Annotated in this window: 21 protein-coding genes and 2 pseudogenes; 11 read left to right on the top strand and 12 right to left on the bottom strand. The window is 61.4% G+C overall.

Going from position 1 to position 26,532, the window contains the following annotated elements; translation table 11 throughout:
• Positions 1-98 precede the first annotated feature (98 nt).
• Positions 99-503: a serine kinase/phosphatase gene (locus AC3ZU9_RS16010; RefSeq protein ID WP_093542352.1), complete on the bottom strand. Its 405-nt coding sequence runs from the start codon at positions 501-503 to the stop codon at positions 99-101.
• Between the two features lie 139 nt (positions 504-642).
• Here AC3ZU9_RS16010 and can point away from each other — a divergent pair, with 139 nt between their 5' ends.
• On the top strand, positions 643-1,287 hold the full coding sequence (can, locus tag AC3ZU9_RS16005; protein WP_003188288.1) for a carbonate dehydratase: 645 nt from the start codon (positions 643-645) through the stop codon (positions 1,285-1,287).
• On the opposite strand, the gene AC3ZU9_RS16000 is transcribed toward can, so the two are convergent.
• From AC3ZU9_RS16000 to AC3ZU9_RS15980, 5 genes are all read right to left on the bottom strand, one after another.
• The gene (locus tag AC3ZU9_RS16000) at positions 1,284-1,805 is read right to left on the bottom strand and encodes an SET domain-containing protein (RefSeq protein WP_064054670.1); all 522 of its coding nucleotides are present in this window, start codon (positions 1,803-1,805) and stop codon (positions 1,284-1,286) included. The two genes, can and AC3ZU9_RS16000, sit on opposite strands and share 4 nt — an antisense overlap.
• A 146-nt stretch (positions 1,806-1,951) precedes the next feature.
• Positions 1,952-3,121, bottom strand: a complete 1,170-nt coding sequence (locus AC3ZU9_RS15995; protein WP_046034148.1) for a hypothetical protein — start codon at positions 3,119-3,121, stop codon at positions 1,952-1,954.
• A 122-nt stretch (positions 3,122-3,243) separates the two neighbouring features.
• Complete coding sequence (locus tag AC3ZU9_RS15990) at positions 3,244-4,944, bottom strand: acid phosphatase (protein ID WP_490090976.1); 1,701 nt, start codon at positions 4,942-4,944, stop codon at positions 3,244-3,246.
• A 93-nt stretch (positions 4,945-5,037) separates the two neighbouring features.
• Complete coding sequence (locus AC3ZU9_RS15985) at positions 5,038-5,358, bottom strand: hypothetical protein (RefSeq protein ID WP_012722066.1); 321 nt, start codon at positions 5,356-5,358, stop codon at positions 5,038-5,040.
• Between the two features lie 125 nt (positions 5,359-5,483).
• A complete protein-coding gene (locus AC3ZU9_RS15980; RefSeq protein WP_490090975.1) occupies positions 5,484-6,902 on the bottom strand; it encodes a short-chain fatty acid transporter in 1,419 nt (472 codons plus the stop codon).
• A 185-nt stretch (positions 6,903-7,087) separates the two neighbouring features.
• Here AC3ZU9_RS15980 and AC3ZU9_RS15975 point away from each other — a divergent pair, with 185 nt between their 5' ends.
• Positions 7,088-8,377, top strand: a complete 1,290-nt coding sequence (locus tag AC3ZU9_RS15975) for an MFS transporter (RefSeq protein WP_102061527.1) — start codon at positions 7,088-7,090, stop codon at positions 8,375-8,377.
• A 2-nt stretch (positions 8,378-8,379) separates the two neighbouring features.
• On the opposite strand, the gene AC3ZU9_RS15970 is transcribed toward AC3ZU9_RS15975, so the two are convergent.
• Positions 8,380-9,750, bottom strand: coding sequence for a GntT/GntP/DsdX family permease (locus AC3ZU9_RS15970; RefSeq protein WP_043204738.1), 1,371 nt, complete (start codon positions 9,748-9,750; stop codon positions 8,380-8,382).
• Between the two features lie 260 nt (positions 9,751-10,010).
• Between AC3ZU9_RS15970 and AC3ZU9_RS15965 the strand changes: the two genes are divergently transcribed.
• The 4 genes from AC3ZU9_RS15965 (at position 10,011) to AC3ZU9_RS15950 (ending at position 16,539) form a co-directional block, all read left to right on the top strand.
• Positions 10,011-10,916, top strand: coding sequence for a cation diffusion facilitator family transporter (locus tag AC3ZU9_RS15965; protein ID WP_012722072.1), 906 nt, complete (start codon positions 10,011-10,013; stop codon positions 10,914-10,916).
• 109 nt (positions 10,917-11,025) lie between these two features.
• Positions 11,026-12,249, top strand: a complete 1,224-nt coding sequence (locus tag AC3ZU9_RS15960; protein WP_145994237.1) for a TolC family protein — start codon at positions 11,026-11,028, stop codon at positions 12,247-12,249.
• Positions 12,250-12,267: 18 nt separating this feature from the next.
• A complete protein-coding gene (locus tag AC3ZU9_RS15955; RefSeq protein ID WP_102061529.1) occupies positions 12,268-13,374 on the top strand; it encodes an efflux RND transporter periplasmic adaptor subunit in 1,107 nt (368 codons plus the stop codon).
• An 18-nt stretch (positions 13,375-13,392) separates the two neighbouring features.
• Positions 13,393-16,539, top strand: a complete 3,147-nt coding sequence (locus tag AC3ZU9_RS15950) for a CusA/CzcA family heavy metal efflux RND transporter (RefSeq protein WP_490090974.1) — start codon at positions 13,393-13,395, stop codon at positions 16,537-16,539.
• Here AC3ZU9_RS15950 and AC3ZU9_RS15945 read toward each other — a convergent pair.
• From AC3ZU9_RS15945 to AC3ZU9_RS15935, 3 genes are all read right to left on the bottom strand, one after another.
• Positions 16,454-17,890 carry a heavy metal sensor histidine kinase gene (locus AC3ZU9_RS15945; protein ID WP_102061530.1) on the bottom strand — a complete coding sequence of 479 codons (1,437 nt, stop codon included), beginning with the start codon at positions 17,888-17,890 and terminating at the stop codon, positions 16,454-16,456. The two genes, AC3ZU9_RS15950 and AC3ZU9_RS15945, sit on opposite strands and share 86 nt — an antisense overlap.
• Complete coding sequence (locus AC3ZU9_RS15940; RefSeq protein WP_012722077.1) at positions 17,887-18,561, bottom strand: heavy metal response regulator transcription factor; 675 nt, start codon at positions 18,559-18,561, stop codon at positions 17,887-17,889. Before AC3ZU9_RS15940 ends, AC3ZU9_RS15945 begins: the two co-directional genes overlap by 4 nt.
• A gap of 345 nt (positions 18,562-18,906) precedes the next feature.
• A complete protein-coding gene (locus AC3ZU9_RS15935) occupies positions 18,907-20,226 on the bottom strand; it encodes an OprD family porin (RefSeq protein WP_102061531.1) in 1,320 nt (439 codons plus the stop codon).
• 223 nt (positions 20,227-20,449) lie between these two features.
• On the opposite strand from AC3ZU9_RS15935, the gene AC3ZU9_RS15930 reads away from it, so the two are divergent.
• The 3 genes and pseudogenes from AC3ZU9_RS15930 (at position 20,450) to AC3ZU9_RS15920 (ending at position 22,206) form a co-directional block, all read left to right on the top strand.
• Positions 20,450-20,782, top strand: a complete 333-nt coding sequence (locus tag AC3ZU9_RS15930; protein ID WP_046034137.1) for a DUF2790 domain-containing protein — start codon at positions 20,450-20,452, stop codon at positions 20,780-20,782.
• Between the two features lie 107 nt (positions 20,783-20,889).
• Positions 20,890-21,666: pseudogene (locus AC3ZU9_RS15925) on the top strand (PAS domain-containing protein); the annotation flags it as partial.
• A 108-nt stretch (positions 21,667-21,774) separates the two neighbouring features.
• Positions 21,775-22,206: a methyl-accepting chemotaxis protein gene (locus AC3ZU9_RS15920; RefSeq protein ID WP_370636111.1), complete on the top strand. Its 432-nt coding sequence runs from the start codon at positions 21,775-21,777 to the stop codon at positions 22,204-22,206.
• A gap of 115 nt (positions 22,207-22,321) precedes the next feature.
• Here the strand turns inward: AC3ZU9_RS15920 and AC3ZU9_RS15915 are convergent, their stop codons facing one another.
• The gene (locus AC3ZU9_RS15915) at positions 22,322-23,131 is read right to left on the bottom strand and encodes an AraC family transcriptional regulator (RefSeq protein ID WP_012722081.1); all 810 of its coding nucleotides are present in this window, start codon (positions 23,129-23,131) and stop codon (positions 22,322-22,324) included.
• A gap of 150 nt (positions 23,132-23,281) precedes the next feature.
• Here AC3ZU9_RS15915 and AC3ZU9_RS15910 point away from each other — a divergent pair.
• Positions 23,282-23,362, top strand: a pseudogene (locus AC3ZU9_RS15910) (lysine transporter LysE); the annotation flags it as partial.
• Between the two features lie 43 nt (positions 23,363-23,405).
• Positions 23,406-24,500 (top strand): D-alanine--D-alanine ligase, encoded by a 1,095-nt coding sequence (gene ddlA, locus AC3ZU9_RS15905; protein ID WP_046034134.1) that lies wholly within the window; start codon positions 23,406-23,408, stop codon positions 24,498-24,500.
• A 154-nt stretch (positions 24,501-24,654) separates the two neighbouring features.
• On the opposite strand, the gene ggt is transcribed toward ddlA, so the two are convergent.
• Positions 24,655-26,484, bottom strand: coding sequence for a gamma-glutamyltransferase (gene ggt, locus AC3ZU9_RS15900; protein WP_490090973.1), 1,830 nt, complete (start codon positions 26,482-26,484; stop codon positions 24,655-24,657).
• Between the last annotated feature and the right edge of the window lie 48 nt (positions 26,485-26,532).

Below are 26,532 nucleotides of genomic sequence, written 5' to 3'. Positions count from 1 at the left end.
CGGGCTTGCTCCCGATGGCAGGCTGTCAGTCAATGCAGGTGTCGACTGATCCACCGCTATCGGGAGCAAGCCCCTCCCACATTTGGATCTACGGTATGTCAGCGGTTGCCGTCGACGGGGTCGATATCCGCCAGCTCCGCCTCATCCAGCCCATTCCCGCCGCCAATCTCATCCTCATCCACGATGCTCAAATCCCAGTCGGCCGGTTCACTTTCGCCGGCTTCCTGGGCATCCCGCGCACCGTCTTCATGGATCAGCGTTTCGGGGCTCATGTCATCGTCGGTCGATTCATGATCATCCGTCGAAGCGCCGGTCATCCCGGCCTCTCGCACCCGTTCGTCGGGCATCAAGTGCTCGCGCTCGCGGCGCGGGATCTCATCGCCGATCTCTGCGGTCGGTTGCTTATCGTCAAAATCCAGCTCGCGCATCGAACCCATGCGATCTTCGTTGTCATCAATGGGTTCGGGCTGGGTAGCGCCGTAGGGACGTCGTGATTCAGTCATGGCCAATCCTCATACTGTGGGGCTTATAGTGTGTGGACAGGCTCGGCTCCCCAAAGATTCAAGCTAATTTGCGTGCGGCGTGACCTGGACGAGGGGTTGTCAGTCACAAAACTGCGCATCATTCCTGAGGCTTTCCCTGATGAACGAACTACAAGACCTGCTTGATAACAACGAACGCTGGGCGGATGCGATCAAACAGGAAGATCCCGAATTCTTCGCCAAGCTCGCCCGCCAGCAAACCCCGGAATACCTGTGGATCGGCTGTTCCGATGCCCGCGTACCAGCCAACGAAATCGTCGGCATGCTGCCGGGTGATCTGTTCGTGCACCGTAACGTTGCGAACGTGGTGCTGCACACCGACCTCAACTGCCTGTCGGTGATCCAGTACGCGGTGGACGTGCTCAAGGTCAAACACATCCTCGTCACCGGCCACTACGGCTGCGGCGGCGTACGCGCCTCGATGCAAGACCGCCAGTTTGGCCTGATCGACGGCTGGCTGCGCACCATTCGTGACCTTTACTACGAAAACCGCGACGTGTTGGCCCAATTGCCTACCGAAGAAGAGCGCGTAGACCGCATGTGCGAGCTGAATGTGATCCAGCAAGTGGCTAACGTCGGCCACACCAGCATTGTGCAAAACGCCTGGCATCGCGGGCAGAGCCTGTCGATTCATGGCTGCATCTACGGCATCAAGGATGGCCGTTGGAAGAGCTTGAACACCACCATCAGTGGTTTCGAGCAGTTGCCGCCGCAGTATCGCCTGCGTCCGCTGGGCGAAGCCTAAGGGCGTTTGCGCTCGCGCCACCGGGTCATGAACGCTTGTCCCTCGGCGTTCAATGGCTCATCGCGACCGGTGACCCAGCCTCGGCAGTTCAGCTCGCGGCATTGGCAAGCGAACTGCCGGAACAGCACGTCTTCGGTGCTGGCGTAATCCATGGTCAGGAGGTCGCCGGCGAGGATCTCATGCAGGGTCCAGACCTCCAGGTAATGCAGGTCGAGAAACACGTTCGGTTCGCAGGAATGAGAGAGCAGGCCAGTGAACCAACAGTCATAGAGGTGCAGGCGGGATGACAACTGCAAAGTATGCAGGCGTCGTTCACTGAGGGCATAGCCGGAGATCTTGGCGATGCAGACGCGACTATCGAAGGCGACTTGCGCTTTGATACCGGCGCCCATGCCATCGACTGCGTGCACCACTTCGAAGTGTTTCGTCGAAGGGTAGCCCTTTCCCAGTGTGGAGTTGAAGGGGTAAAGGCACTCGCTTGCAGTGGTTTTAGCCTTTTCCATGGCTTGAGTTTTCATAACTCTCCTGGTTCAGGCTGCATCGACCTGCGGGTGGTGGCTGACTACCAGTCTTGCAGCGGATGGGTGCGGCTCAAGACTCGCTCAACATGGATCCGATTTCTACTGTCAATGTTGACAGTAGAAATCGGTTATTTGTGTACCGGCTACAGTGCCGGGGCTGCGATGGCTGGAGCAGGGGCGGCGCTTTTCAGCTGCTTCAACTGGGCTTTTATGGCCGGGGTGGCACATTTCGCGTTGGCTTCTTCCGGGGACAGGTTGCGCACCGAGGTATAAAACAACTCACAGGTTTGCTCCTTGCGCGTGACTTGCCAGGTATTTATGCACGCCTTGAGCAGCACGTTCGCATCACTCGCCGGTTTTTGGCCCATCCCGGCCTGCCAGCACGCGGCGCTCAGATCCTGGCCCATCACCTTCAAACCGGCTTCGTCGGCCTTCTGCTCGTTGCCGTCGTAGGTGTCGGGGCTGGCGGCATACCAGATGTAACTCGGGTGGTTGGCGCCCAACACCGAGACGGTTTTGCCGGCGGCCGGGCTGATCTGCGCCAGGCCCAGCACTGCCACGCTCTGCCCGTATTGTTGTTTGATCCAGCTGCGCACCGGCGCGCCGAACGCCACCATCGGCAAAGCGCCTTTGGCGGGCAGGCTCAGTTCTTGAACCATGCGCGTCTGGTAATCGGTGAAGTAGCTGTAGACGTTTTCCAAGTCCTTGCCCGCATTGGAAGGCGCGGCGATGGGCGCGATATCGATGATGGTCTGGTACGCCGGGGTTTCGGTCGCCGGGATGCCATTATCCGTGAGCAGGGTGGCCCAGCGGTCGGTGGTGGCCGATTCGAGGTAATCCTGGGCTTGAGTCAGCGAGTAGTCCGGCGGGAAATGCAGCAGCTCGATGCTTTTACGGTTTTCCAAGGCCATGCCCAGTGGCAGGAACAAGTACCAGTTGTAGGCCCACTTGCCGTCGCTGTTGAGGTTGCTGGCACCTTGATAGGCCAGGTCTGCGGTATTGAGCAACGTGGTCAGGGGCTGGCCATAACTGTCAGGCACACCGCTGAAGGTCGCCGATACCTGCCCGTCATGGGTCTTGACGCTGACTTTCGCCCGGCTGTAGCCATCCCGTTGCAGGCTCTGGTTCAGATAGTGCTCGGCAGTCTGCTCCAGCGTCCATGGCCGAAAGCAGATCACATTGCAGTTGTTGGGGAAGGCAAACAGTTGGGTTACGCGCTGAGTGCTGCCCAGCGGTACCTCGATATCGGCCTGTACGACCGCACTCGCCATCAGTGCGGCCAGGGTGAAGGACAACCTGGTCGGTTTAAACATTGTTGTTTCCTTGTCAGCGAAAGCCCGTCTGCGCGGGGTGAAAGCCCACCTCCACACAGTAGCGGCTGACCAGGGAAACCGCGTGCTAAATCAGCCGCTGTGTCGCTATTGGATAAGAAAACCTACAGGTTGAACTGTAAGGCGTTGCTTAAGTCCCCCATCGGTTTCTGGCCGCGGGCGATCATTGCGTCATCACGTTGCTTAAGGCCGTCCAGGGTCTCCAGCTGAAACACCCGGGTGATCAGCCGCAGAATCGACGCCGTGTCGTACACCGTATGGTCCACCGTGCCTTTGCGCGCGAACGGTGACACCACGATCGCTGGCACCCGCGTACCCGGCCCCCAGCGGTCGCCCTTGGGCGGCGCGACGTGGTCCCACCAGCCACCGTTTTCATCGACGGTCACCACCACCACCATGTTTTTCCACTGCGGGCTCTCTTGCAGCACTTTCAAGGCGCGCGCGATATGACGGTCGCCCGAGGCTACGTCGGCATAGCCCGCGTGCATGTTCAAGTTGCCCTGGGGTTTGTAGAAGGTCACGGCGGGCAGTTTGCCGGCCTCGGCATCGGCAAAGAACCGGTTGGTGTTCGATTCATCCCCCAAACCGCCATCGCGCAGGCGTTTGTCACGCTCGGCGCGGTTTTCCGGGCCCTGCTGCTTGAAGTAGTTGAACGGCTGATGGTGGTACTGGAAGTTCGGAATCTTCGGGATGCCGCCCGAATCCTTGAATTGGTCCAGGGTCGCTTGCCACGCACCGGCGTACCAGGCCCAATCGACATTCTTTTTCGACAGCTTGTCACCGATGTGTTCGTGGGTTTGCGGCACCAGCACGTTAGGCAGATCGGCCTTTGCGTAATCCGGGTTTTCCGGGTCGCGGATCCAGGTCGGCCAATAGGGCGGGGCCAGGGTATTCACACCGTAACCATCCGGGGTCAGGGCGCTCGGACCGAACTGCGGCGGACCGGTCATAGCGCTGGCCGGGGATTTGTCCAGCGGCTTGAGACGCGGGTCGGTGGGGTCATCGCTCTGCAGCGTGGCGATCTGCGCCTTGGCTACCGATTGCGCGGCATTCGGGTAAAACGGCGCGGTGGCGCTGATCAGGTATTGATGGTTGAGGAACGAGCCACCAAACGCGCCCTGGAAGAAGTTATCGCAGAGTACAAACTCCTTGGCCACGTCCCACAGGCGCAGGGAATAACGGCTCTGGGCGTAATGGCCCATCACCAGGCCGCCTGAGTCTGCCCAGGCGACAAAACCGTCGTTCTTGCCGCCGTTGATCTGCATCTGGTTCTGATAGAACACGTGCCACAGGTCACGCGTGACCAGGCTCAAAGGCAGGTCTTCGGCATTCGGGCCCTTGAGGGCAAATGGCGCGTTGGGCAGGTTTTCCTGGAATTGCACTTCGCTGGGGTAGGTCACCCCGTCCACCGTTTGCGGGCCGACCTGCAACACGCCGCCCCAGGCCGGAGGCAGGGTGGTCAGCACACTGCCGTCGCGGTCGCGTTGCTGTGTATCGGCAGCGGAAAGCGCCGACAGTGGTTTCTCCACACCAGGGAAATCTGCAAACAGGTTGTTGAAACTGCGGTTCTCGGCATAGATCACCACCACGGTTTTCACCTGGTCGTGCAACGCCTTGTCCAGCTCTTGTGGCGTGAGCGGTCGCGCCACCGGTTTACCCGGTGCCTCGCTGGTATTGCCGCAGGCACTCAAGGTCGCGCCGACCCCCAACACCGCCGCGCTCCCGAGGAAACGCCGACGGCTGGTGTCCACCGACGGTTGCGTTACGGAATCGGGGGAAAGGCGGTCTTCGTGATCGTCACTCATTGCGCGGGAGTCCTGGCGAGATGTTGCAAGATATTTCGCAGGACGGTAGCAACGCAATGTGACGGAACGAAGACAGTGATTTGAACCAGAGGGTCACAGCAGGCGCAGTGCCAGCTGGCTGCCCGCCCGCAAGTACTCCACCTGGGCCGTCACCGCATCTTTGACAATGGCCTCACCCGTATCGGTCAGCCTGGCCTTTTTTGCATCGATCACACTGGTCTGCAACAGCTGCATGGCCACGTCGATGGATTTCTGGAAGGCGGTCACGTTGTTATGCAGGCCGAACTCTTCGATAACCGAGGCCATGCGGCGATCGGCGTCGTCTCGCAGGGTCCTGTATTCAGTGAATGAAACGTTGTCGTCCTGATAAATATCAGTGATCAACGTTTCCAGTGATTTGGAAAGGGGCGTCATCGGATCTCCTGGGTGTTAAGTGAGTAGGTGTCCGAGTCAGGTTAATCAAAGGTTTGGGTGGAGGGAGTCAGGGGTTGTCGTCGTCTGGAGTAGGACAACCCCACGCATTACATCAGAAGGAGCTTTTAGGGCATCACAGGCGGCAAATACTTCAACGTCGTCCCCAACGCCCACAGCAGGAACAACACCAGCGGCGTGTGCACCAGCAACTGCACGAAGGAAAACCCGATCAAATCCCGCGCCTTCAACCCCAGCACCCCCAGCAACGGCAGCATATAGAACGGGTTGATCAGGTTCGGCAGCGCCTCGGCGGCGTTGTAGATCTGCACTGCCCAGCCCAGGTGGTATTGCAGGTCATTGGCCACTTGCATCACGTAAGGCGCTTCGATAATCCACTTGCCGCCGCCCGACGGGATAAAGAAGCCCAGTACCGCCGAGTACACGCCCATCAGCAGTGCATAAGTGTCGTGGGAGGCGATGGAGGTGAAAAAGGTCGAGATATGGTGCGCCAGGGTCTGGCCGTCGCCACCCTTGACCACGGTCATCAGCGCCGCGATGGAGCCGTACAGCGGAAACTGGATCAGCACGCCGGTGGTGGTCGGCACCGCGCGTGCCACCGCGTCGAGGAAACTGCGCGGACGCCAGTGCAGCAGGGCGCCGGTCATGATGAACAGGAAGTTATAGGTGTTCAGCCCCGAGATCGCACTGATCGCTGGCTTGGTCGAGAACTCCTGGAACAGCCAGCCCGCCGCCAGCACCGCCAGCAGGATGGTCAGCAGCGGGCTGTGTTCCAGCCATTCACCTGGACGTGTGGGGGCTTGCAGCTTGGGCAGGTTGAACGCCGGGTCGACGCCGCAGGCCTTGGCATCGCGGGCGCTGTTCGGGCCGGGTGCGGTGGCGTAGGCGATGATCAGCGACACCACGATCAACGCCAGCAACAGCACGCCGGATTGCCACAGGAAGATAGTGTCCGTGAACGGGATCACCCCGGTGATCGACAGAATCGATGGCGGCAGGCTGGCCGGGTTGGCCTGCAACTGTGCGGCCGACGACGACAGCCCCAACGCCCACACCGCGCCAAGCCCCAGGTAAGCCGCAGCCCCGGCCGCGCGATAATCCATGCGCAAATCCGTACGACGCGCCAGCGCCCGCACCAACAAACCGCCAAACACCAGGGACAGGCCCCAGTTGAGCAAGGACGCGACCATCGAGATCAACGCCACCCAGGCCACGGCGGAGCGGCCGTTCTTCGGGATACGCGCCAGGCGGTCTATCAGTTTTACCGCCGGCGGCGAACTGGCCACGACATAACCACCAATCACCACAAAGGCCATCTGCATGGTAAACGGGATAAGGCTCCAGAACCCATCGCCAAAAGCCTTGGCGGCTTCGGTCGGTGCGGCGCCCATGCCCAGGGTCGCCACGGCGACGATGATCACGGCGAGCGCGGCAAATACCCAGGAGTCGGGAAACCAGCGTTCGGCGAAGTTGGAACAGCGCAGGGCAAATCGGGCATAGCGGCTTTCTTCGATAGCATCGGCCACGAGTCTTTCCTCTTGTCTTTATTATGGTGTTGGCAGTTTTACGGCATGTTCCGCTACGGCCATTGATATGGGAATGCAGTTATCTTCATCGATCCATGAGGAAAACAAATATATCTGCCGTGATTGCCATCATCCTGCTCACCTCATAACCTGCACGCCATTTTGTTTGTCTGCCGAGCCTTCATATGACTGCCACCTTTCCCCTACAGGCGCAGCGTTTTTCCCGCTCCGACTACAAAACCCTGGGCCTGGCCGCCCTGGGCGGTGCCCTGGAAATCTACGATTTCATCATCTTCGTGTTTTTCGCGCTGACCTTGAGCCAACTGTTCTTCCCGCCGGAAATGCCCGAGTGGCTGCGCCTGCTGCAAAGTTTTGGCATCTTCGTCACCGGCTACCTGGCCCGCCCGCTGGGCGGCATCCTGATGGCGCACTTTGCCGATCACCTGGGGCGCAAGCGCGTGTTCAGCCTGAGCATCCTGATGATGGCCTTGCCCTGCCTGCTGATCGGGATCATGCCCACCTATGCACACATCGGTTATTTCGCACCGCTGATCCTGCTGGCGCTGCGCGTGCTGCAAGGCGCAGCAGTGGGGGGTGAAGTGCCCAGCGCCTGGACCTTCGTTGCCGAACACGCTCCCGCCCCTCATCGCGGCTACGCCCTGGGCTTCCTGCAAGCCGGCCTGACCTTCGGCTACCTGCTCGGCGCGCTCACCGCGACCTTGCTGGCGCAAGTCTTCACCCCGGCCGAAATCCTCGACTACGCCTGGCGCTTCCCCTTCCTGCTCGGCGGGGTATTCGGCGTGATCGGCGTGTGGCTGCGCCGCTGGCTCAATGAGACCCCGGTGTTCCTCGAAATGCAGGCCCGCCGCCAGGCGGCCGCAGAGCTGCCTTTGCGCACCGTGCTTCGCGACCACCGCGCCGTCCTGCTACCCGCGATGATCCTCACCTGCGTGCTCACCTCGGCGGTGGTCGTCCTCGTGGTCATCACCCCCACCATGATGCAAAAAACCTTCGGCATGAGCCCCAGCCACACCTTCGCCTTGAGCGCCTTGGGCATCGTGTTCCTGAATATCGGCTGCGTACTGGCCGGCCTGCTGGTAGACCGCATCGGCGCCTGGCGCGCGGTGCTGGTCTACAGCCTGCTATTGCCGTTAGGGATTGGCATTCTGTACGCCAGCTTGATCAACGGCGGCGTCTGGCTGGGCGCGGCGTATGCCGTCGCAGGCTTGAGTTGCGGCGTGGTGGGCGCGGTGCCGTCGGTGATGGTCGGCCTGTTTCCGGCGCAGGTGCGGGTGTCGGGAATTTCCTTTACCTACAACATTGCCTACGCGCTGTGGGCAAGTACGACGCCGTTGATGTTGATTGCACTGATGCCGACCAGCCCCTGGATTTGCGTGATTTACTGCGTGGTGATGGGGGCGGTGGGCGTGGTGAGTGTGGGGCTGTTTGGTAAGCGCCACACCTTGGCAGCCTAGTTTTAAGTCAAGAAGTGCCACATCAGCAACGTACCGATCAAGCCCACGACGGACACAATCGTCTGCAATACCGACCACACCCAGATCGTCTGCTTCAACTGCAAGCCAAAGTACTCACGCACCATCCAGAACCCGGCATCGTTGACGTGGCAGAAGAACACCGAGCCGGCGCCAATCGCCAGGGCCACCAACGAGCTTTGCGTCGCCGCTAACCCCGCCATCATCGGCGCGAGGATGCCTGCGGTCGTGGTGGTGGCGACGGTGGCCGAGCCGGTGGCCTGGCGCAGCGCTACGGCGATCAACCAGGCCAGCAGCAGATATGGCATGTGCGCGCCTTCGGCGACCTTGCTGATGGTCTGGCTGACGCCGGCGTCCAGCAGGGTTTGCTTGAGGCCGCCGCCGGCGCCGATGGTCAACAGCAACACGGCGATGGGGGCGAGGGCTTTGCGCAGGGTGTTGCCGACCTCGGCACGCGGCATGCCGGCGGCCCAGCCCAGGCAGATCACGGCGGCGATCACGGCCAGGCCGAGGGCGATCAGCGGTTCGCCGAGGAACTTCAAGGTCAGGCCGACCGTGCTTTCGGCCGGCAGCGCGACCTTGGCCAAGGTGCTGCCCAGCATCAGAATCACCGGCAACAGAATGATCAGCAACGACACACCAAAGCTCGGCTGGCGCGGCGCTTTGGGCGGTGCGCTGAACAGCGCGCCGATGTCGGCCGGCTCATCCACATGCAGGCGCTTGGACAGCCAGTTGCCGTAGAGCGGGCCAGCGAGGATCACCGCCGGCACCGCCAGGCAGAAGCCCAGCAACATGGTCAGGCCCAGGTCGGCGTGCAACGCGCCAACCGCAATCAGCGGCCCCGGATGCGGTGGCATCAGGGCGTGCAGGGTGGTCATGCCGGCCAGCGCCGGAATGGCGATTTTCAGCAGCGGCTGGTTCGAACGTTTGGCCATCACAAAGATGATTGGCACCATCATCACCAGGCCCACTTCAAAAAACAGCGGCAAGCCGATCACCATGGCCACCAGCGCCATCACCCACGGCAGTGACTTACCCTTGCCCAGTCCTAGCAGGGTGGTGGCTATGCGGTCGGCCGCGCCGGATTCCGCCATCAACGCGCCGAGCATGGAACCCAGGGCAATGATGATCCCCGCTTCACCGAGGATCGCCCCGGCGCCTTTGCTGAACGCCTTGGCCACTTCTTCCGGCGGCAAGCCGGCGCCGACACCGGCGATGAAGGTGCCGATCAGGATCGACAGGAAGGGCGGCAGTTTGGTCGCGCTGATCAGCACAATGATGCTGGCGATGGCCAGCAGTACGCAGAGCATAAGGCGGGTGTCGTGAACCATCCACGCGGCAGTCGATAACTCCAAAACGGGACTCCTTATCGAACAGGTTGGGAAAATTGTTTCTTTTTGTTTCCTGTTCGAAAAGCATACCTGATACAACTGTGCCAGAGCGTTCAAGCGCACTTTTGGTGCATTTAAAGGTAACAATGGCTTGGCGTGCAGATGACAATTTTGCAACCCATGCCGATGGATCCGGCCTATCGCTCTATGATCCTCGTGCCCCTGCGTAAGAGCCCGCTCGCCGGCAAGGCCCACGAGAACATTTACCACCACGAGGATTTTCCATGAGCGCAGGACACAACCACGCCAAGGTACGCGCCGGTCACGAGCGTCTGTTATGGCTCGCCCTGGGCCTGACCGGCAGTTTCATGGTTGCCGAGGTCATCGGTGCATTTATCACCGGCAGCCTGGCGCTGTTGTCCGATGCCGCGCACATGATGACCGACGCCCTGGCCCTGGGCATTTCCCTGGTGGCAATCCAGGTGGCCAAGCGTGCCGCAGACCGCAAGCGCACCTTCGGCTATGCGCGTTTCGAAATCCTTGCCGCGGCGTTCAATGCGCTGCTGTTGTTCGTCGTTGCGTTCTACATTCTCTACGAGGCGTATCAGCGGCTGCAGGCGCCCGCCGAGATACAGTCCACCGGCATGCTGGTGATTGCCGTACTGGGGCTGATCGTCAACCTGATTTCCATGCGCCTGCTGAGCGCCGCCAGTGGTGAAAGCCTGAATGTGAAGGGCGCATACCTGGAGGTCTGGAGCGATATGCTCGGTTCCATCGGCGTGATCATCGCGGCGCTGGTGATCCTGTACACAGGCTGGGGCTGGGTCGACTCGCTGGTCGCCGCGGCCATTGGTTTCTGGGTGTTGCCACGCACGTGGACGTTGCTCAAGGAAAGCATGAACGTGCTGCTGCAAGGCGTGCCGGACGGCATTGACATCGAACAGGTGGAGCAGGCTATTCGCGGTGTGCGTGGGGTCAAGGATGTACACGACCTGCATATCTGGGCGCTCACCAGTGGCAAGAATGTGCTGAGCACCCATCTGGTGGCGGATTCGGCGCTCGGCACGGAACAACAAATCCTCGTCCAAGTGACGGAACTGCTGCATGAGAAATTCGATATTTCCCATGCGACCATCCAGGTCGAAGGTGCCGGCTTTGCGCATGACGAACATGACGAGGTGCATGCCTGATCCTGGCTAACGGATTTGTAATGTTCTGCACACCGCTCTGATAAGTACCGAAAGCTACAGTGCCCCGGCTTGGATTTATCCGCCATTTCATGGGCCTGGAACTCTCGTTATGCCAATTCGCGCAAGAACATTTCTGTGGTCGATCGTCGTGTTTCTGGCGACGGCACAAGGGGTCGGTGCACAAACCCTGACCCTCGATGCGGCCCTGCAAACCGCCTTTGCCAACAACCCTGACCTGGCGGCCGCGCAATGGGAAATCGACATTGCACAGGGCGGCCGCCAGCAGGCGGGGTTGATCCCGAATCCGGTGGCCTCCTGGGATGCCGAAGACACCCGTCGTAACTCCCGCACCACCACCGTTAAGCTCAGCCAGACCCTGGAACTGGGCGGCAAGCGCGGTGCGCGCATCGACGTTGCCACCCTAGCCCAGAACGCCGCCGCGCTGACGTTGGAACAGCGCCGCAACACCCTGCGCGCCGAAGTCATCGACAACTACTACGGCGCGCTTCGCGCCCAGGAACGCCTCGACCTGGCGCAGCGGTCCATGGCCGTGGCCGAACGCGGACTGGCCGTCGCCAACGGTCGTGTCACCGCTGGCAAAACCTCGCCGGTGGAAGCGACCCGCGCGCAGGTGCAGTTGTCGGAAATGCGCCTGGAATTGAACCGCGCTCAGATAGGCCTCACCGATGCTTATCGCCGCCTTGCCGCGAGTACCGGCAACGCCGTGCCGGACTTCCAAGTCGTTGCCACACACACCCAATCCACGCCTGCCTTGCCGCCCGCTACCCAATTGTTGGCGCACCTCGAACAAACCGCTGAACTGCGCCTGGCCGAACTGAACATCCTGCAAAACGAAGCCAGCGTCGGCCTGGAAAAAGCCCAGCGTATTCCCGACCTCGACGTGTCCATCGGCAGCCAATACGACGCCAGCGTGCGTGAGCGCGTGAACCTGGTGGGGGTGTCGATGCCGATCCCGCTGTTCAACCGCAATCAGGGCAATGTGCTGGCGGCCACGCGCCGCGCCGATCAGGCCCGCGACCTGCGCAACGCCGCCGAACTGCGCCTGCGCACCGAAACCCGTCAGGCCCTCGACCTGTGGCAAACCGCGAATACCGAAGTGCGCGCCTTCAACCAGCAGATCCTGCCCGCCGCGCAAGAGGCGGTGGACAGCGCCACCCGTGGCTTTGAGATGGGCAAGTTCAGTTTCCTCGACGTGCTCGACGCCCAGCGCACCCTGATCGCGGCCCGCACCCAGTACCTCACGGCCACCGCCCAGGCCACCGACGCCTGGGTGCGTATCGAACGAATTTACGGCGACCTCGCCCGGTTTTGATTTTTCCTGGAGTCCCCTATGAACAACACCCACGGCGTGGCGCTTGCCGTCGCCTTGAGCCTGATGCTGTGCAGCTTTGCTAAGGCCGAGGAAGAAGAAGGCGAACTGGAACTCACCGAGCAGCAGATTCAGGCCGCCGGCATTCAGGTCGCCCAGGCTCAACCGCGGTCTATCAGCACGTTGCTGGTGCTGCCGGGAGAAGTGCGTTTCGACGAAGACCGTACCTCCCACATCGTGCCGCGTGCGGCGGGCGTGGTGGAGTCGGTCAAGGTCAACCTCGGCCAGTCGGTGAAGAAAGGGGAGCTGTTGGCGGTGATCGCCAGCCAGCAGATTTCCGATCAACGCAGTGAGTTGGCCGCCAGTGAGCGGCGCGTCGAACTGGCCCGCACCACCTTCCAGCGAGAGCGGCAGTTGTGGCAGGACAAGATTTCTGCCGAGCAAGATTACCTGCTGGCGCGCCAAGCGCTGCAAGAAGCCGAAATCGCCCTGAACAACGCCCGCCAAAAGATGACCGCATTAAGCGGCAGCGCCGTACTGGTCGGCGGCAATCGCTACGAACTGCGTGCGCCCTTCGCCGGCGTCGTGGTGGAAAAACACCTGGGCGTCGGCGAAGTGGTGAGCGAGACCAGTAATGCCTTCACCCTCTCGGACCTGTCCCAGGTGTGGGTGACCTTTGGTGTATTTCCCAAGGACTTGAACAAGGTACGCGTCGGCAAGCCGGTCAACGTCAGCTCCACCGAAATGGGCACCGAGGTGCTCGGCACCGTGGCCTATGTCGGCAACCTGCTCGGCGAGCAGACACGCACCGCCACTGTGCGCGTGAGTGTACCCAACCCCGATGACGCCTGGCGGCCTGGCCTATTTGTCAGCGTGCAACTGGCCACCGACACGTTCCAGGCCAAGGTTACCGTGCCCCAGGAGGCGATCCAGACCGTCGAGGACAAACCCTCGGTATTCGTGCGCACCGAGCACGGTTTTGTCACCCGTCACCTGGAACTCGGCGCGAGCGAAAACGGCTACGTCGAAGTGCGCCAGGGCCTCGATGCCGGGGCGCAGGTGGCCACGGTTGGCAGCTTCATCCTCAAGTCCGAACTGGGCAAAGGCTCGGCCGAGCACGCCCATTGATCCTGCGAGTGATTCCCCATGTTTGAGCGCCTTATCCAATTTGCCATCGAGCAGCGCATCATCGTGCTGCTGGTGGTGCTGTTGATGGCCGGTGTCGGCATCGCCAGCTATCAGAAGTTGCCCATCGACGCGGTGCCCGACATCACCAACGTGCAGGTGCAGATCAACTCGGCGGCGGCCGGGTTTTCACCGTTGGAAACCGAGCAGCGCATCACCTTTCCCATCGAAACCGCCATGGCCGGTTTGCCCGGCATGCAGCAGACCCGCTCGCTGTCGCGCTCCGGGTTGTCCCAGGTGACGGTAATTTTCAAGGACGGCACCGACCTTTTTTTCGCCCGGCAATTGGTCAACGAGCGTCTTCAGGTGGCGCGCGAGCAATTGCCCGCCGGCATTGAAACCGCCATGGGGCCTATTTCCACCGGCCTCGGGGAAATTTTCCTATGGACCGTGGAAGCCAAGGACGGCGCGCTCAAGGACGATGGCACGCCCTACACCCCGACCGATCTGCGGGTCATCCAGGACTGGATCATCAAGCCGCAACTGCGCAACGTGCCGGGTGTGGCCGAGATCAACACCATCGGCGGCTTTGCCAAGGAATACCAGATTGCGCCCGACCCCAAGCGCCTGGCCGCCTACAACCTGACTTTGAATGACTTGGTCACGGCGCTGGAGCGTAACAACGCCAACGTGGGCGCGGGCTACATCGAGCGCAGCGGTGAGCAATTACTGATCCGTGCGCCCGGGCAGTTGGCGTCCATCGATGACATCGCCAACATCGTCATCACCAGCTCGGACGGCACGCCGATCCGCGTGCGCAATGTGGCGCAGGTCGACATCGGCCGTGAGATGCGTACCGGCGCTGCCACGGAAAATGGCCGCGAAGTGGTGCTGGGCACGGTGTTCATGTTGATCGGCGAAAACAGCCGCAGCGTGTCCCAGGCCGTGGCGAAAAAACTTGAAGAGATCAACCGCTCGCTGCCCGAAGGCGTCGTCGCGGTCACCGTCTACGACCGCACCAACTTGGTCGAAAAAGCCATCGCCACCGTGAAGAAAAACCTCTTCGAAGGTGCGCTGCTGGTGGTGGCGGTGCTGTTCCTGTTCCTTGGTAATATCCGCGCTGCGCTGATCACCGCGATGGTGATTCCGCTGGCGATGTTGTTCACCTTTACCGGTATGTTCACCAACAAGGTCAGCGCCAACCTGATGAGCCTCGGCGCGCTGGACTTCGGCATTATCGTCGACGGCGCGGTGGTGATCGTCGAGAACGCGATTCGTCGCCTGGCGCATGCGCAACAGCGTCATGGCCGCCTGCTGACCCGCAGCGAGCGCCTGCATGAAGTCTTCGCCGCCGCCAAGGAAGCGCGGCGAGCGCTGATCTTCGGGCAACTGATCATCATGGTGGTGTACCTGCCGATCTTCGCCCTCACCGGGGTGGCCGGGAAGATGTTCCACCCGATGGCGTTTACCGTGGTGATTGCCTTGTTGGGCGCAATGATTCTGTCGGTGACCTTCGTGCCGGCGGCGATTGCGCTGTTTGTGACCGGCAAGGTCAAAGAAGACGAAAACTTCGTCATGCGCAGCGCACGCCGGGTCTATGCGCCGGTGCTCGATTGGGTGATGGCGCGCCGGCCGCTGGTGTTCGGCTTGGCCGTGTTGACCATCGTCGCCTCGGGCGTTGTCGCCAGCCGCATGGGCAGCGAATTTATTCCCAGCCTCAGCGAAGGTGATTTTGCCCAGCAAGCCTTGCGTGTGCCAGGCACCAGCCTGACGCAGTCGGTGCAGATGCAGCAGCAACTGGAAAAAACCTTAATGGCCCAGGTGCCGGAAATCGAGCGGGTATTCGCGCGTACCGGCACCGCGGAAATTGCCTCCGACCCGATGCCGCCGAACATTTCCGACAGCTACGTGATGCTCAAGCCCAAGGACCAATGGCCCGATCCGGACAAGTCCCGCGAGACCCTCATCGCCGACATCCAGCGCGCCAGTGCGATTGTGCCGGGCAGTGCGTACGAGTTGTCGCAACCGATCCAATTACGTTTCAACGAGCTGATCTCCGGGGTGCGCAGCGATGTGGCGGTGAAGGTGTTCGGCGACGATATGGACGTGCTCAACAAGACCGCCGGTGAAATCGCCGAGACCCTGCAAAAGCTCAGCGGCGCCTCGGAGGTCAAGGTTGAACAAACCTCCGGCCTGCCGGTGCTGACCATCAATATCGACCGCGACAAGGCCGCGCGTTTTGGCCTGAATGTGGGCGATGTGCAGGACACCATTGCCGTCGCTGTCGGCGGGCGCCAGGCCGGTACGTTGTACGAAGGTGATCGACGTTTTGACATGGTTGTGCGTTTGTCCGACGCGCTGCGCACTGATATCGATGGGCTGTCACGGCTGTTGGTTCCGGTGCCGGGTAACGCGTCTGGCCAGCTGGGTTTTATCGCCTTGTCCCAGGTCGCCAGCCTGGACCTGGTGCTCGGCCCGAACCAGATCAGCCGCGAGAACGGCAAGCGCCTGGTGATCGTCAGTGCCAACGTGCGTGGGCGGGATATCGGCTCATTTGTGGAGGAAGCCGAGGCGGCGTTGATTGCCCAGGTGAAGGTGCCGGCGGGTTACTGGACCACCTGGGGCGGCCAATTCGAACAATTGAAAGAAGCGTCCGAACGCTTGCGCATCGTGGTGCCGGTGGCGTTGCTGCTGGTGTTCGGGCTGCTGTTCATGATGTTCAACAACCTCAAGGACGGCTTGTTGGTGTTTACCGGGATTCCGTTCGCCTTGACCGGTGGGATCATGGCGCTGTGGCTGCGGGATATTCCGCTGTCGATCTCGGCGGGGGTCGGCTTTATTGCCTTGTCCGGCGTGGCGGTGCTGAACGGCCTGGTGATGATCGCCTTCATCCGCAACCTGCGCGAGGAGGGGCGTTCGTTGTCGATGGCGATCAACGAAGGCGCGTTGACCCGGCTGCGTCCGGTGCTGATGACGGCGTTGGTGGCGTCCCTCGGGTTTATCCCCATGGCACTCGCCACCGGCACCGGCGCCGAAGTGCAGCGGCCGCTGGCGACGGTGGTGATCGGCGGGATTATTTCGTCTACGTTGCTGACCTTGCTGGTGTTGCCGGCGTTGTATCAGTGGGCCCATCGCAAGGAAGAGGAAACACCAGGCGGAACCGCGTAAAACGGCCCGGCTGGCTGCTGACGTCGGCGTGCCCCTGATGCAGGTGCATGATCGACTGCACAATCGCCAGCCCCAGGCCGGTGCCGCCTTCGGCCCGGGTGCGGCTGCTGTCGGCGCGATAAAAGCGCTCGAACAGGTGCGGCAGATGATGGGCTTCGATACCGCGCCCCGGATTGCCCACCGACAGCGACACACTCTGGTCGTAGCGTTCCACCAGCAGCAATACGCTGGAGGCACTCGGGGTATGGCGAATGGCATTGGACAGCAGGTTGGAAATGGCGCGCTGGATCATCAGGCGGTCCCCCGTTACCCAGGCATCGCCGCGCAGGCTCAGGGTGACGTGCTTGTCCTCGGCGCTGAGGGCGAACAGCGCCATCACCCGCTGCGCTTCCTGTGCCAACGACACCGGGGCAAACTCGGCCCGCGCCGCCGGGTGGCTGACCTGAGCCAGGAACAACATGTCGGAGACCATCCTCGACAGGCGCTCCATTTCCTCGGTACAGGATTCCAGGCTGGCCTTGTATTCCTCCGAGGGCCGTTCACGGGACAGGGTCACCTGCGCCTTGCCCATCAGGTTGGTCAACGGTGCGCGCAGCTCGTGGGCGAGGTCGTCGGAGAACTGCGACAGTTGCTGCACGCCGGCATCGAGCCGGTGCAGCATGAAGTTGATACCCTGGGCCAATTCGCCCAGCTCCTTGGGCAAGTTGTCCAGCTCCAGGCGATGGGTCAGGTCCTGGGTGCTGACCTTGGCCGCCACGCGGCTGAACTGCTGCAGCGGCGCGAGCCCGCGTTGCACCAGCCACCACGCGCCCATGCCGATCAGGATCAGCAGCATCGGCAGAACGATCACCGTGGAGCGCAGGTAGGCACTGAGTAACGCTTCATCGTCGGAGCGGTCCAGCGACAGCAACACACGCACGTTTTCGCCACTGCTCAGCGGCATCAGGCGGGTGGCGCTGAGGATGCGATTGCCTTGGCCGTCGACCCAGTTCAAGTACGCCAGGGTGTTGCTGGCGGGCACGTCCAACAACAGCGGCTGCTGCGGTTTGGCACCGACGCTCAGCAGCACCGGCGCATCCGGTCGTGCGCCGATGATGGTCAGGTAGATGTTGTCGTGGCCCATCACCAGGTCCAGCAGCGAATGGGGGCGGTCGCTGATGTCGTGGGCGTCGAGGCCCTGGCCGAGGCTGTGCTCCAACTGCTCCATTTTGTTTTCCAGGCCTTTGCGCGCGAGCTTGTCCAGCTCGTGGGTCAGGGCCAGGTACGCCAGGGTCGCCAACAGCACGACGAGGCCGGCGCCCATCAGGCTGACCGTCAACCCCAGGCGCATCGACAGGCTGCTGGTCCTCATGGGCGCGCCTCCAGCACGTAACCCACGCCGCGAATGGTGTGGATCAACTTCACCTCGCTCTGGTCATCGACCTTGCCCCGCAGGCGGCTGATCGAGACTTCCACGACGTTGGTGTCGCAGTCGAAGTTCATGTCCCACACCAGCGAAATAATCTGCGTGCGGGTCATCACTTCACCGGCCTGGCGCATCAGCACGTGCAGCAGCGCGAATTCCTTGGTGGTCAGGTCGATCCGGCGGTCGCCGCGATAGGCGCGATGCCGGCGCGGGTCCAGTTCCAGGTCCGAGACGCGCAGTACGTCCGGCACTGGGATGTGTTCGCTGCGTCGCAACAGGGTGCGCACTCGGGCCAGCAGCTCGGGAAACTCGAAGGGCTTGACCAGGTAATCATCGGCGCCCATGTCCAGGCCCTTGATCTTGTCGGCCAGCCGGCCGCGCGCGGTCAGCATCATCACCCGCTGGTTGCCGTCGCGGCGCAGTTGTTCCAGCACTTCCCAGCCGTCGGTGTTGGGCAAGTTGACATCCAGGATCACCAATTCGTAGCGGTGTTGCCGGGCCAGGTGCAGGCCATCAATGCCGCTGGCCGCGCAATCGACGACATAACCGCTTTCGGTCAAGCCTTGCTGCAGGTAGTCGGCGGTTTTCTGCTCGTCCTCAACCACAAGGATACGCATGGGGGGTTACCTTCAAAGAAAACGGAAAGGGGGCATGGCCTCATAGCGAGGCTGGGTAGGCTGTAGGAAAATTCTGAACCGTGAAGTAGCTTTAGGGTCAAGCCACGTCAGGCGGGTGCGACGATTCGTCACTGAGTCGGCGCACAAAAAAAACGCCCCGTCCGGGGCGCAAAAATTCATCTCTGTTCCAAAGGAGCTACACAACAGCCGCAGAGATGAGATGTGTTCGGTGTGCAGTGTAAAAAGTGCAACTTAACGAGAAGGTGAGGCCGATATTACAGTTCTGACAGACTTCAACCTGTGAACAGATGTAGGCCATCGGCAAGTGAATGTAAGCGCTGTGCCTTAGAGCACCGCCATTGGATACTCGACAATCAACCGAACTTCTTCCAGGTCCGACTCAAATGCACTGGAGCGCACTGTGGCCTGGCGAAGTCGCAGCGATAAGTCCTTTAAGTTGCCAGCCTGTACGACATATTTGGCCTCGATATCCCGCTCCCAGCGGCGCTGATCGGTGAGTGGATCACCTGCCGCATCGCGACGCATGTACACCGCGTTGGCGTTGCTGTAGTCGGCGCCAGTGCCTTTGCCATAGCGGGTCATGAACGACAGGCCGGGGATGCCGAACGCCTGCATGTCCAGGTCGTAGCGCACCATCCACGAACGTTCCTTGGGCGAGTTGAAGTCGCTGTACTGGATCGAGTTGTTCAGGAAGATCGAGTCCGACTGGCGCAGGTAATCGAAGTCGTCATCGCCGTTGTTGCGCTGGTGTGATACGGCCAGGCTGTGGGCGCCGACCTTCACCCCAAGCCTTGCGCTCCAGATGTTGTTGTCGAATTCACCCAGGCGTTTCTTACCTTCGTCCACGGCTTTGTAGTAGTTGAAGTCGCCGAACAGCGAGACGTCTTCATTCAGCGGATAACTGGCGGCGCTGCCGAAGTAGTACTGGTCCCAGGCATCCTTCAGGCGGCTGCTGTAGAGGCTGACACTGAGGTGTTTGTTGACGCTGTAATCACCGCCGAAATAGCCGACCCAGGGCGAGTCGACCTGCCCCGCGTAAAAGGTCGCAAAGCCTTTGTTCATGCCGCTTTCGGTCGGTTGGCTCATGCCGCTCAAGCGTCCACCCTGCAGGGTCAGGCCCTCAAGGCTGGTGTTTTGTGCGGTCACGCCACGAAAGCTTTCCGGCAAGACGCGCGAATCGCCGTAAGCCACCACCGGGGTCAGCGGGAATACGTCGCCGGCCTTGATCACGGTATCCAGCACACGCAATTTCGCGGCGCCGCCGAATTTGCTGTAGTTGTCCTCGGGGTGGTTTTCGCTGTCCACCGGTAGAACGCCGAACGAACCCTTGCCGCCGCTGCGACCGGTGCCCGAGTCGAGTTTTACCCCGACCATGGCGAACGCATCCAGGCCGAATCCTACGGTGCCTTGGGTAAAGCCGGATTCGAACTTGCCGATCAATCCCTGGGCCCAGGCTTCGGAATAGCCATTGCCGGTGGGACTGGACTGGCCCTTGCGGTCATCGCGGTTGAAGTAAAAATTACGCGCCAGCACGTTGAAGCTGCTGCCTTCGATAAAACCTTCGGGTTTGTCTTCCACGGCCACGGCGGCCAGGGGCAAGGCGGCGCACAGTGAAAGGGGAAGGCTGAAGTGACAGATACGCATGGTTTGCTCCTCGGTAATGGCAGTTATCAGCTTCTTATGAGCGGGCGTTCTTATTGATCTGGCCCGGGCTGATAGTTGCAAACCGTGGATAACGATGAAGTGGCAAGAACATTACAATTCTGGAAGCTCACGCGTATCTAACAAATAAGTAATGTTCTGGTGAAGGTGGCGTCAGGGTCCGCTGGTTAGTCTCGGCACTTAACGATCAGTCGAGGAACTAACCATGAACTTTTATACCGTTGGCCTGGGTGTGTTAACTGCAATCTTGTCGTTCGGCGCATTGGCCGAAGGTGGGGGCGACCGTACGTTTGCGCTGATGATGGAGCGCAATCAAAAAGCCATGGCCGACTACGCGGCCAAGAAAGGCAAGCCGGCACCTGAGGTACAGGCCTATCGCTATGGCATGGCGCTGGACATCGCCAAGGTGGTCAATGTCACGCCGCCGATCCGCTCGTGCAACCCGGTGCCGTCGCGCATGACCTATGAAGACTCCAGCGGCAAGCTCAATACCCTTGAGTATCAAGTGATGGGTGTGTGCCGAAATAACGGCAGTTGATGGATCCAAAAATATAGTTGGGGCCGGGGCTCAAGCCCTCTTAAGAAAATCCTGGAAGCGCCGATGCAGGTCAGATTCATCTCCCCCCATTTGGTCATCGGTGCCCCATGTTTAACACCCGTTTGAAGCAGGAGCTGTCGGCTCTTCGCGAAGAATTGTCCAGCTTGGATCAGGTCAAGGAGAGCCTGGAAAGTGAAATGCTGTGCCTGACGCTGGACGCCGAAGGCCGGGTGGAGTGGGCGAATGCCAACTTCCTGCAGGAATTGGCCTACCAGAGTGGCCAACTGTTGGGGCGCGCGATTGAAGACCTGGTGCCGACGCATGTGCGCCAGGATGAATACCAGCTGCGCTTCAAGAACGCCCTGCTGCGCGGTGAGCATTTCGCCGGCACCGTGCGCCTGATGCGTGGCAATGGCCAGGAAGCCTGGCTGCGCTCGATTGTGCAACCGGTGCGCAGTTCCGATGGGCGCATCAAGCATTTTTCGATGTATTCCAGCGACCTCACCCGCACCATCGAGGCCTCCCGCGAGCATGAAAACCTCATGAACGCATTGGTGCGCTCTACGGCCGTGATCGAGTTCGACCTGAACGGCCACGTGCTGACCGCCAATGACCGTTTTCTCGGCGGCATGGGTTACAGCCTGGCGCAGATCCAGGGCAAACATCACCGGATATTCTGCGAGCCGGAGGAATACAACAGCACCGAGTACCAGGACTTCTGGAAACGCCTGAACGCCGGTGAGTTCGTCGCGGCGCGCTTCAAGCGGGTCGACAGCCATGGCCGTGTGGTGTGGCTGGAAGCGACCTACAACCCGGTGCTGGACGCCAATGACCGGCTGTACAAAGTGGTCAAGTTCGCCACGGTGATCACCGACCAGGTCAACCAGGAACAGGCGGTCGCCGAAGCGGCGAGCATTGCCTACAGCACCTCGCTGCAAACCGACAATAGCGCCCAGCGTGGTACCACTGTGGTGACCCAGGCCGTGGATGTGATGCGCGACCTGGCCAGGCACATGCAACAGGCCGGTGACGGCATCGAGGCGCTGAACGCTCAGTCTCAAGTGATCGGCAGCATCGTCAAGACCATCAGCGGTATTGCCGAGCAGACCAACCTGCTGGCGCTCAACGCTGCCATCGAAGCGGCGCGCGCCGGTGAGCAGGGCCGTGGTTTTGCGGTGGTGGCCGATGAAGTGCGGCAGCTGGCATCGCGGACCAGCAAGGCGACCGAAGAGATCGTCGGCGTGGTACGTCAGAACCAGGACATGGCCCGTGAGGCGGTGGCCCTGATGACCGACGGCCGCCTGCAAGCCGAGCAAGGCCTGGCCCTGGCCGCCGAAGCGGGCACGGTGATCGTGGAAATCCAGGACGGCGCCCAAAAGGTGGTCAGCGCAGTCGGGCAGTTTGCCAACCAACTGTCCACCTGACCCGTGGGGCGCTTGTTTGAGGTTGCGTAGGTTTTTTCCGCGCCGAAAGCCGCCTGCGCTGTTGTGCTCCTGATGCCCTGCGCAGCCCGCACTGAGCGCATTTCACGTCGGGATTTCAGCGCCCGAGCATCTTCACCCAACGCGACGGTGGCATGCCGTAGGTGCTGCGAAATTGCCGGGTCATGTGGCTTTGGTCGGTGAAGCCGGCGGTCAACGCCGCGTCCACCAGCGATTGGCCCTGGGCGAGCAGGCTGCGCACCAGGTCCAAGCGGCGCATGGTCAGGTAGCGGTAGGGGCTGGTGCCGAACAGCAAGCGAAAATCCCGTGACAAGGCCCAGCGGTCGCGGCCGGCGTGGTCGGCCATTTCATCCAGGGTGATGCTGCGGCCCAAGGCGCTGTGGATAAATTCCCTGGCGCGTTCGGCGGCGACGTAATCGAAGGCCTTGCGGCTGACGATCCCACCCGAGACGTTGCTGAGCGCGTGGGCCAGGTCGAACAGGGCGTCCTGCTCCTGCAACGGGTCGAGAGGGTTATCCAGGTTCTGCAGCAGCACTTCGCTGGCACGAAACAGCCTGGGGTCCGTGGAGAGGCCACTGGGGATAAACGGCAACGGCTTGCCGCCGAGGATCTGCTGGATCAGCGACGGCTCTACGTAAATCATCCGGTACTTGAAGCCCTCGTCACTGCCGGCGTGACCATCATGGGTTTCATCGGGGTGCAGCACCATGGTCATGCCGGGCAGGCTGTGGATCATGTCGCCGCGATAGTGAAAGCTTTGCACGCCAGTCAAGGTCCGCCCGATGGCGTAGGTGTCATGGCGATGCGGGTCGAAGGCGAAACCGGCAAAGTACGCCTCGATACGGTCCAGGCCACTGGCATGCGGGGCGCGGTGCAGCCAGTCGAGGGTGGCGGTGGGTTTGCCCATGGTGACTTGTCACAAAAAAGAGGTGGGAACACGTTAACTGAGTCTGCACCCCTTGTCTGCCGGGGTCTTGTACGATTGTGCAGGGCGGGGGCGGGGCCCATGATCGCCGTTCCTGCCTTGTGCTGATGGACCTGCCGCCCATGGAATTCCTCAACACCGCGCAATTGGCTCGACCGCTTTGCTGGGGGTTGCTACGTGCTGTTCGGTGCACATTTGGTAGCGAATCGCTGACGGCCCGTGGTAAGAAGCCTTACTTTCAACAGTGAGGCCGATCATGAGCAAGGTGCGGGTAGGTATTATTTTTGGTGGCCGTTCGGCGGAGCATGAAGTCTCGTTGCAATCGGCGCGCAATATTGTCGATGCGCTCGACCGTACGCGCTTCGAGCCGGTGCTGATCGGTATCGACAAGGCCGGCCACTGGCACCTCAACGACACCTCGAACTTCCTGCTCAACCAGGAAAATCCGGCCCTGATTGCGCTCAACCAGTCCAATCGCGAACTGGCTGTCGTGCCCGGCAAGGCCAGCCAGCAACTGGTGGAAACCTCAGGCACGGGCCTGTTGGAACATGTCGATGTGATCTTCCCCATCGTCCACGGCACCCTCGGCGAAGACGGCTGCCTGCAAGGACTGTTGCGCATGGCTGACCTGCCTTTCGTCGGCTCCGACGTACTTGGCTCGGCGGTGTGCATGGACAAGGACATCAGCAAGCGCTTGCTGCGCGATGCCGGCATCGCCGTTACCCCGTTTATCACGCTGACCCGCAGCAATGCCGCGCGCACGTCCTTCGATACGGCGGTGAACACGCTCGGCCTGCCGATGTTCGTTAAACCGGCCAACCAAGGTTCGTCTGTAGGCGTGAGTAAAGTCGGCACCGAAGCCGAGTACCACGCTGCCGTTGAACTGGCGCTGGGCTTTGATGAAAAGGTGTTGGTTGAGTCCGCCGTAAAGGGCCGTGAAATCGAATGCGCCGTGTTGGGCAATGAGCACCCCATCGCCAGCGGGTGTGGTGAGATCGTGGTGAGCAGCGGTTTCTATTCCTACGACAGCAAATATATCGACGACCAGGCCGCCCAAGTGGTGGTGCCGGCCGCTATCAGCCATGACGCCAGCGAGCGCATTCGTGGACTGGCCATTGAGGCGTTCGAGGTGCTGGGCTGTTCCGGTTTGGCGCGGGTCGACGTGTTTCTCACCGACGACGGCAACGTGCTGATCAACGAAATCAACTCACTGCCCGGCTTCACCCGTATCAGCATGTACCCCAAACTGTGGCAGGCAGCGGGCATGAGCTACAGCGAACTGGTGAGCCGCTTGATCGAGCTGGCGCTGGAACGGCACGCGGGGCGCAAGGGGTTGAAGATCAGTCGCTGACCCACCCCGGGGGCCATGTAGTGAGCGGGCTTGCCCCGCGCTGGGCTGCGAAGCAGCCCTAAAACCAGGCACCTCAAATTTTCCTGACCCACCTCAGCGGTCCTCCTAGGGCTGCTTCGCACCCCAGCGCGGGGCAAGCCCGCTCACTACATGCTCAGTCGCCGACTGCTTCGCCTTCACGTCGAGGGTCGGCGCCGCCGCTCAGCGACACCTTGCCTTGGGCATCCCGCGTGCGGACGATGGCCTGTATGCCACTGGTCATATCGATCTCGCTGAGCATATGGCCCTTGTCCTTGAGTGCCTGCTTCAACGCTGGGCTGAACATACCGGTTTCCAGCTCGGTCGCACCGTTGCGACTGCCGAAATTGGGCAGGCTGATCGCGGCCTGGGGGTCGAGTTTCCAGTCGAGCATTGCCACCAGGGACTTACTCACGTACTCGATGATTTGTGAGCCGCCGGGCGAGCCTACCGTGGCCAGTAATTCGCCGCTTTTGCGGTCGAACACCAGGGTCGGTGCCATGGCCGAACGCGGGCGCTTACCGGGCTCCACACGGTTGGCAACACGTTGGCCGTCCTCTTCGGGGATGAACGAAAAGTCAGTCATCTGGTTGTTGAGCAAAAAGCCCTGGACCATGACGTGGGAGCCAAACGCTGCTTCCACCGTCGTGGTCATCGAGACGGCCCCGCCTTGGTCGTCCACCGCCACCACTTGCGACGTGGAGATGCGCAGCGGCGAACGGTCCGGCGCGTACGCCACCTGGATGCCTTCAGGCGTGCCCGGCTTGGCGATGCCCATGCTGCGCTCGCTGATCAAGGCGGCCCGTTTGGCCAGGTAGTCCGGGGCGACCAGGCCAGCGACGGGCACGGGGATAAAGTCCGAGTCGGCCATATAAAGCGCGCGATCAGCGAAGGCCAGGCGACCGGCTTCTGCGAGCAGGTGCACGGCTTCGGGTGTGGGTTCCAGGCCTGCGGGTGATGGGCTTTTCACGGGTTGCATCGCGGCGATGGCCAGGCTTGGATCCTGGGCTTGCAGTGCTTGCAAGGTACCCAGGATTTGCGCGATGGCGACCCCGCCCGAGGACGGTGGTGGCATGCCACAGACTTTCCATTGCTGGTAGTCAGTACACAGCGGCGTGCGTTCCTTGGCGGTGTAGCCCTTCAGATCCGCCACGGACAGGCTGCCCGCATTGCGATGACGCTGCACCTTGCTGGCGATCTCCTCAGCGATCGAACCGTGGTACAGCGCGTCCGGTCCTTCCTTGGCGATGCGTTTGAACACCTCGGCCAACGCCGGGTTTTTCAACAGCGTACCGGTGGCTTTCGGCATGCCGTCGGCATTCAAAAAGTACGCCGCCATTTCTGGCGATTGCGCGATGTAGCGGTCGGCCGCGATCAAACTGTGCAGGCGTGCAGAGATGGCGAAGCCGTTTTCCGACAGCCGGATTGCCGGTTCGAACAGCTTGGCCCATTGCAACTGGCCCGTCTTCTTGTGTGCCATCTCGAGTGCACGTAGTACCCCAGGCGTACCGACTGAGCGCCCGCCCACCTGTGCGTCGGGAAACGCCATCGGCTTGCCGTCGGCCTTCAGGAACAACCGCTCGGTCGCCCCGGCCGGTGCGGTTTCACGGCCGTCATACGCATGCACGCTTTCGCCGTCCCACAGCATGATGAACGCGCCGCCGCCGATGCCGGATGATTGCGGCTCTACCAGCGTCAGCACCGCCTGCATCGCAATCGCCGCATCAATCGCCGAACCGCCCTGGCGCAACATCTCGCGCCCCGCCTCGGCGGCCAGGGGGTTGGCCGCTGCTGCCATATGGCGCTCGGCGTGTTGGGCCGTCAGGTCGGTGCGATAGCCGGAACCCAGCTCGGGTGCCGGCGGCTGTTCGTTGACGGGGGAATGGCAGGCAGTGAGCGCGAGGGCTGCGGCAATCACTGACAGTTGACGGCGGGAAATTGAAAACACGCGCTGAACTCCGTTCATTTTGAGAATGATCTGTTGTCCTTGGGGACTGCGTTTTACCGGTAAATC

It is taken from the genome of Pseudomonas sp. A39 (assembly GCF_058145955.1).
This window is presented reverse-complemented; position numbering and strand designations above follow the sequence as displayed.

Bases quoted from the DNA above. Each gene is read 5' to 3' on its own strand.
- AC3ZU9_RS15930 (WP_046034137.1), top strand. From the start codon at position 20,450: ATGAACTTTTATACCGTTGGCCTGGGTGTGTTAACTGCAATCTTGTCG.
- AC3ZU9_RS15995 (WP_046034148.1), bottom strand. From the start codon at position 3,121: ATGTTTAAACCGACCAGGTTGTCCTTCACCCTGGCCGCACTGATGGCG.
- AC3ZU9_RS15960 (WP_145994237.1), top strand. From the start codon at position 11,026: ATGCCAATTCGCGCAAGAACATTTCTGTGGTCGATCGTCGTGTTTCTG.
- AC3ZU9_RS15990 (WP_490090976.1), bottom strand. From the start codon at position 4,944: ATGAGTGACGATCACGAAGACCGCCTTTCCCCCGATTCCGTAACGCAA.
- AC3ZU9_RS15935 (WP_102061531.1), bottom strand. From the start codon at position 20,226: ATGCGTATCTGTCACTTCAGCCTTCCCCTTTCACTGTGCGCCGCCTTG.
- ggt (WP_490090973.1), bottom strand. From the start codon at position 26,484: ATGAACGGAGTTCAGCGCGTGTTTTCAATTTCCCGCCGTCAACTGTCA.
- AC3ZU9_RS15985 (WP_012722066.1), bottom strand. From the start codon at position 5,358: ATGACGCCCCTTTCCAAATCACTGGAAACGTTGATCACTGATATTTAT.
- AC3ZU9_RS15920 (WP_370636111.1), top strand. From the start codon at position 21,775: ATGCGCGACCTGGCCAGGCACATGCAACAGGCCGGTGACGGCATCGAG.
- AC3ZU9_RS16000 (WP_064054670.1), bottom strand. From the start codon at position 1,805: ATGAAAACTCAAGCCATGGAAAAGGCTAAAACCACTGCAAGCGAGTGC.
- AC3ZU9_RS15915 (WP_012722081.1), bottom strand. From the start codon at position 23,131: ATGGGCAAACCCACCGCCACCCTCGACTGGCTGCACCGCGCCCCGCAT.
- AC3ZU9_RS15950 (WP_490090974.1), top strand. From the start codon at position 13,393: ATGTTTGAGCGCCTTATCCAATTTGCCATCGAGCAGCGCATCATCGTG.
- AC3ZU9_RS15945 (WP_102061530.1), bottom strand. From the start codon at position 17,890: ATGAGGACCAGCAGCCTGTCGATGCGCCTGGGGTTGACGGTCAGCCTG.
- AC3ZU9_RS15975 (WP_102061527.1), top strand. From the start codon at position 7,088: ATGACTGCCACCTTTCCCCTACAGGCGCAGCGTTTTTCCCGCTCCGAC.
- ddlA (WP_046034134.1), top strand. From the start codon at position 23,406: ATGAGCAAGGTGCGGGTAGGTATTATTTTTGGTGGCCGTTCGGCGGAG.
- can (WP_003188288.1), top strand. From the start codon at position 643: ATGAACGAACTACAAGACCTGCTTGATAACAACGAACGCTGGGCGGAT.
- AC3ZU9_RS15940 (WP_012722077.1), bottom strand. From the start codon at position 18,561: ATGCGTATCCTTGTGGTTGAGGACGAGCAGAAAACCGCCGACTACCTG.
- AC3ZU9_RS15965 (WP_012722072.1), top strand. From the start codon at position 10,011: ATGAGCGCAGGACACAACCACGCCAAGGTACGCGCCGGTCACGAGCGT.
- AC3ZU9_RS15955 (WP_102061529.1), top strand. From the start codon at position 12,268: ATGAACAACACCCACGGCGTGGCGCTTGCCGTCGCCTTGAGCCTGATG.
- AC3ZU9_RS16010 (WP_093542352.1), bottom strand. From the start codon at position 503: ATGACTGAATCACGACGTCCCTACGGCGCTACCCAGCCCGAACCCATT.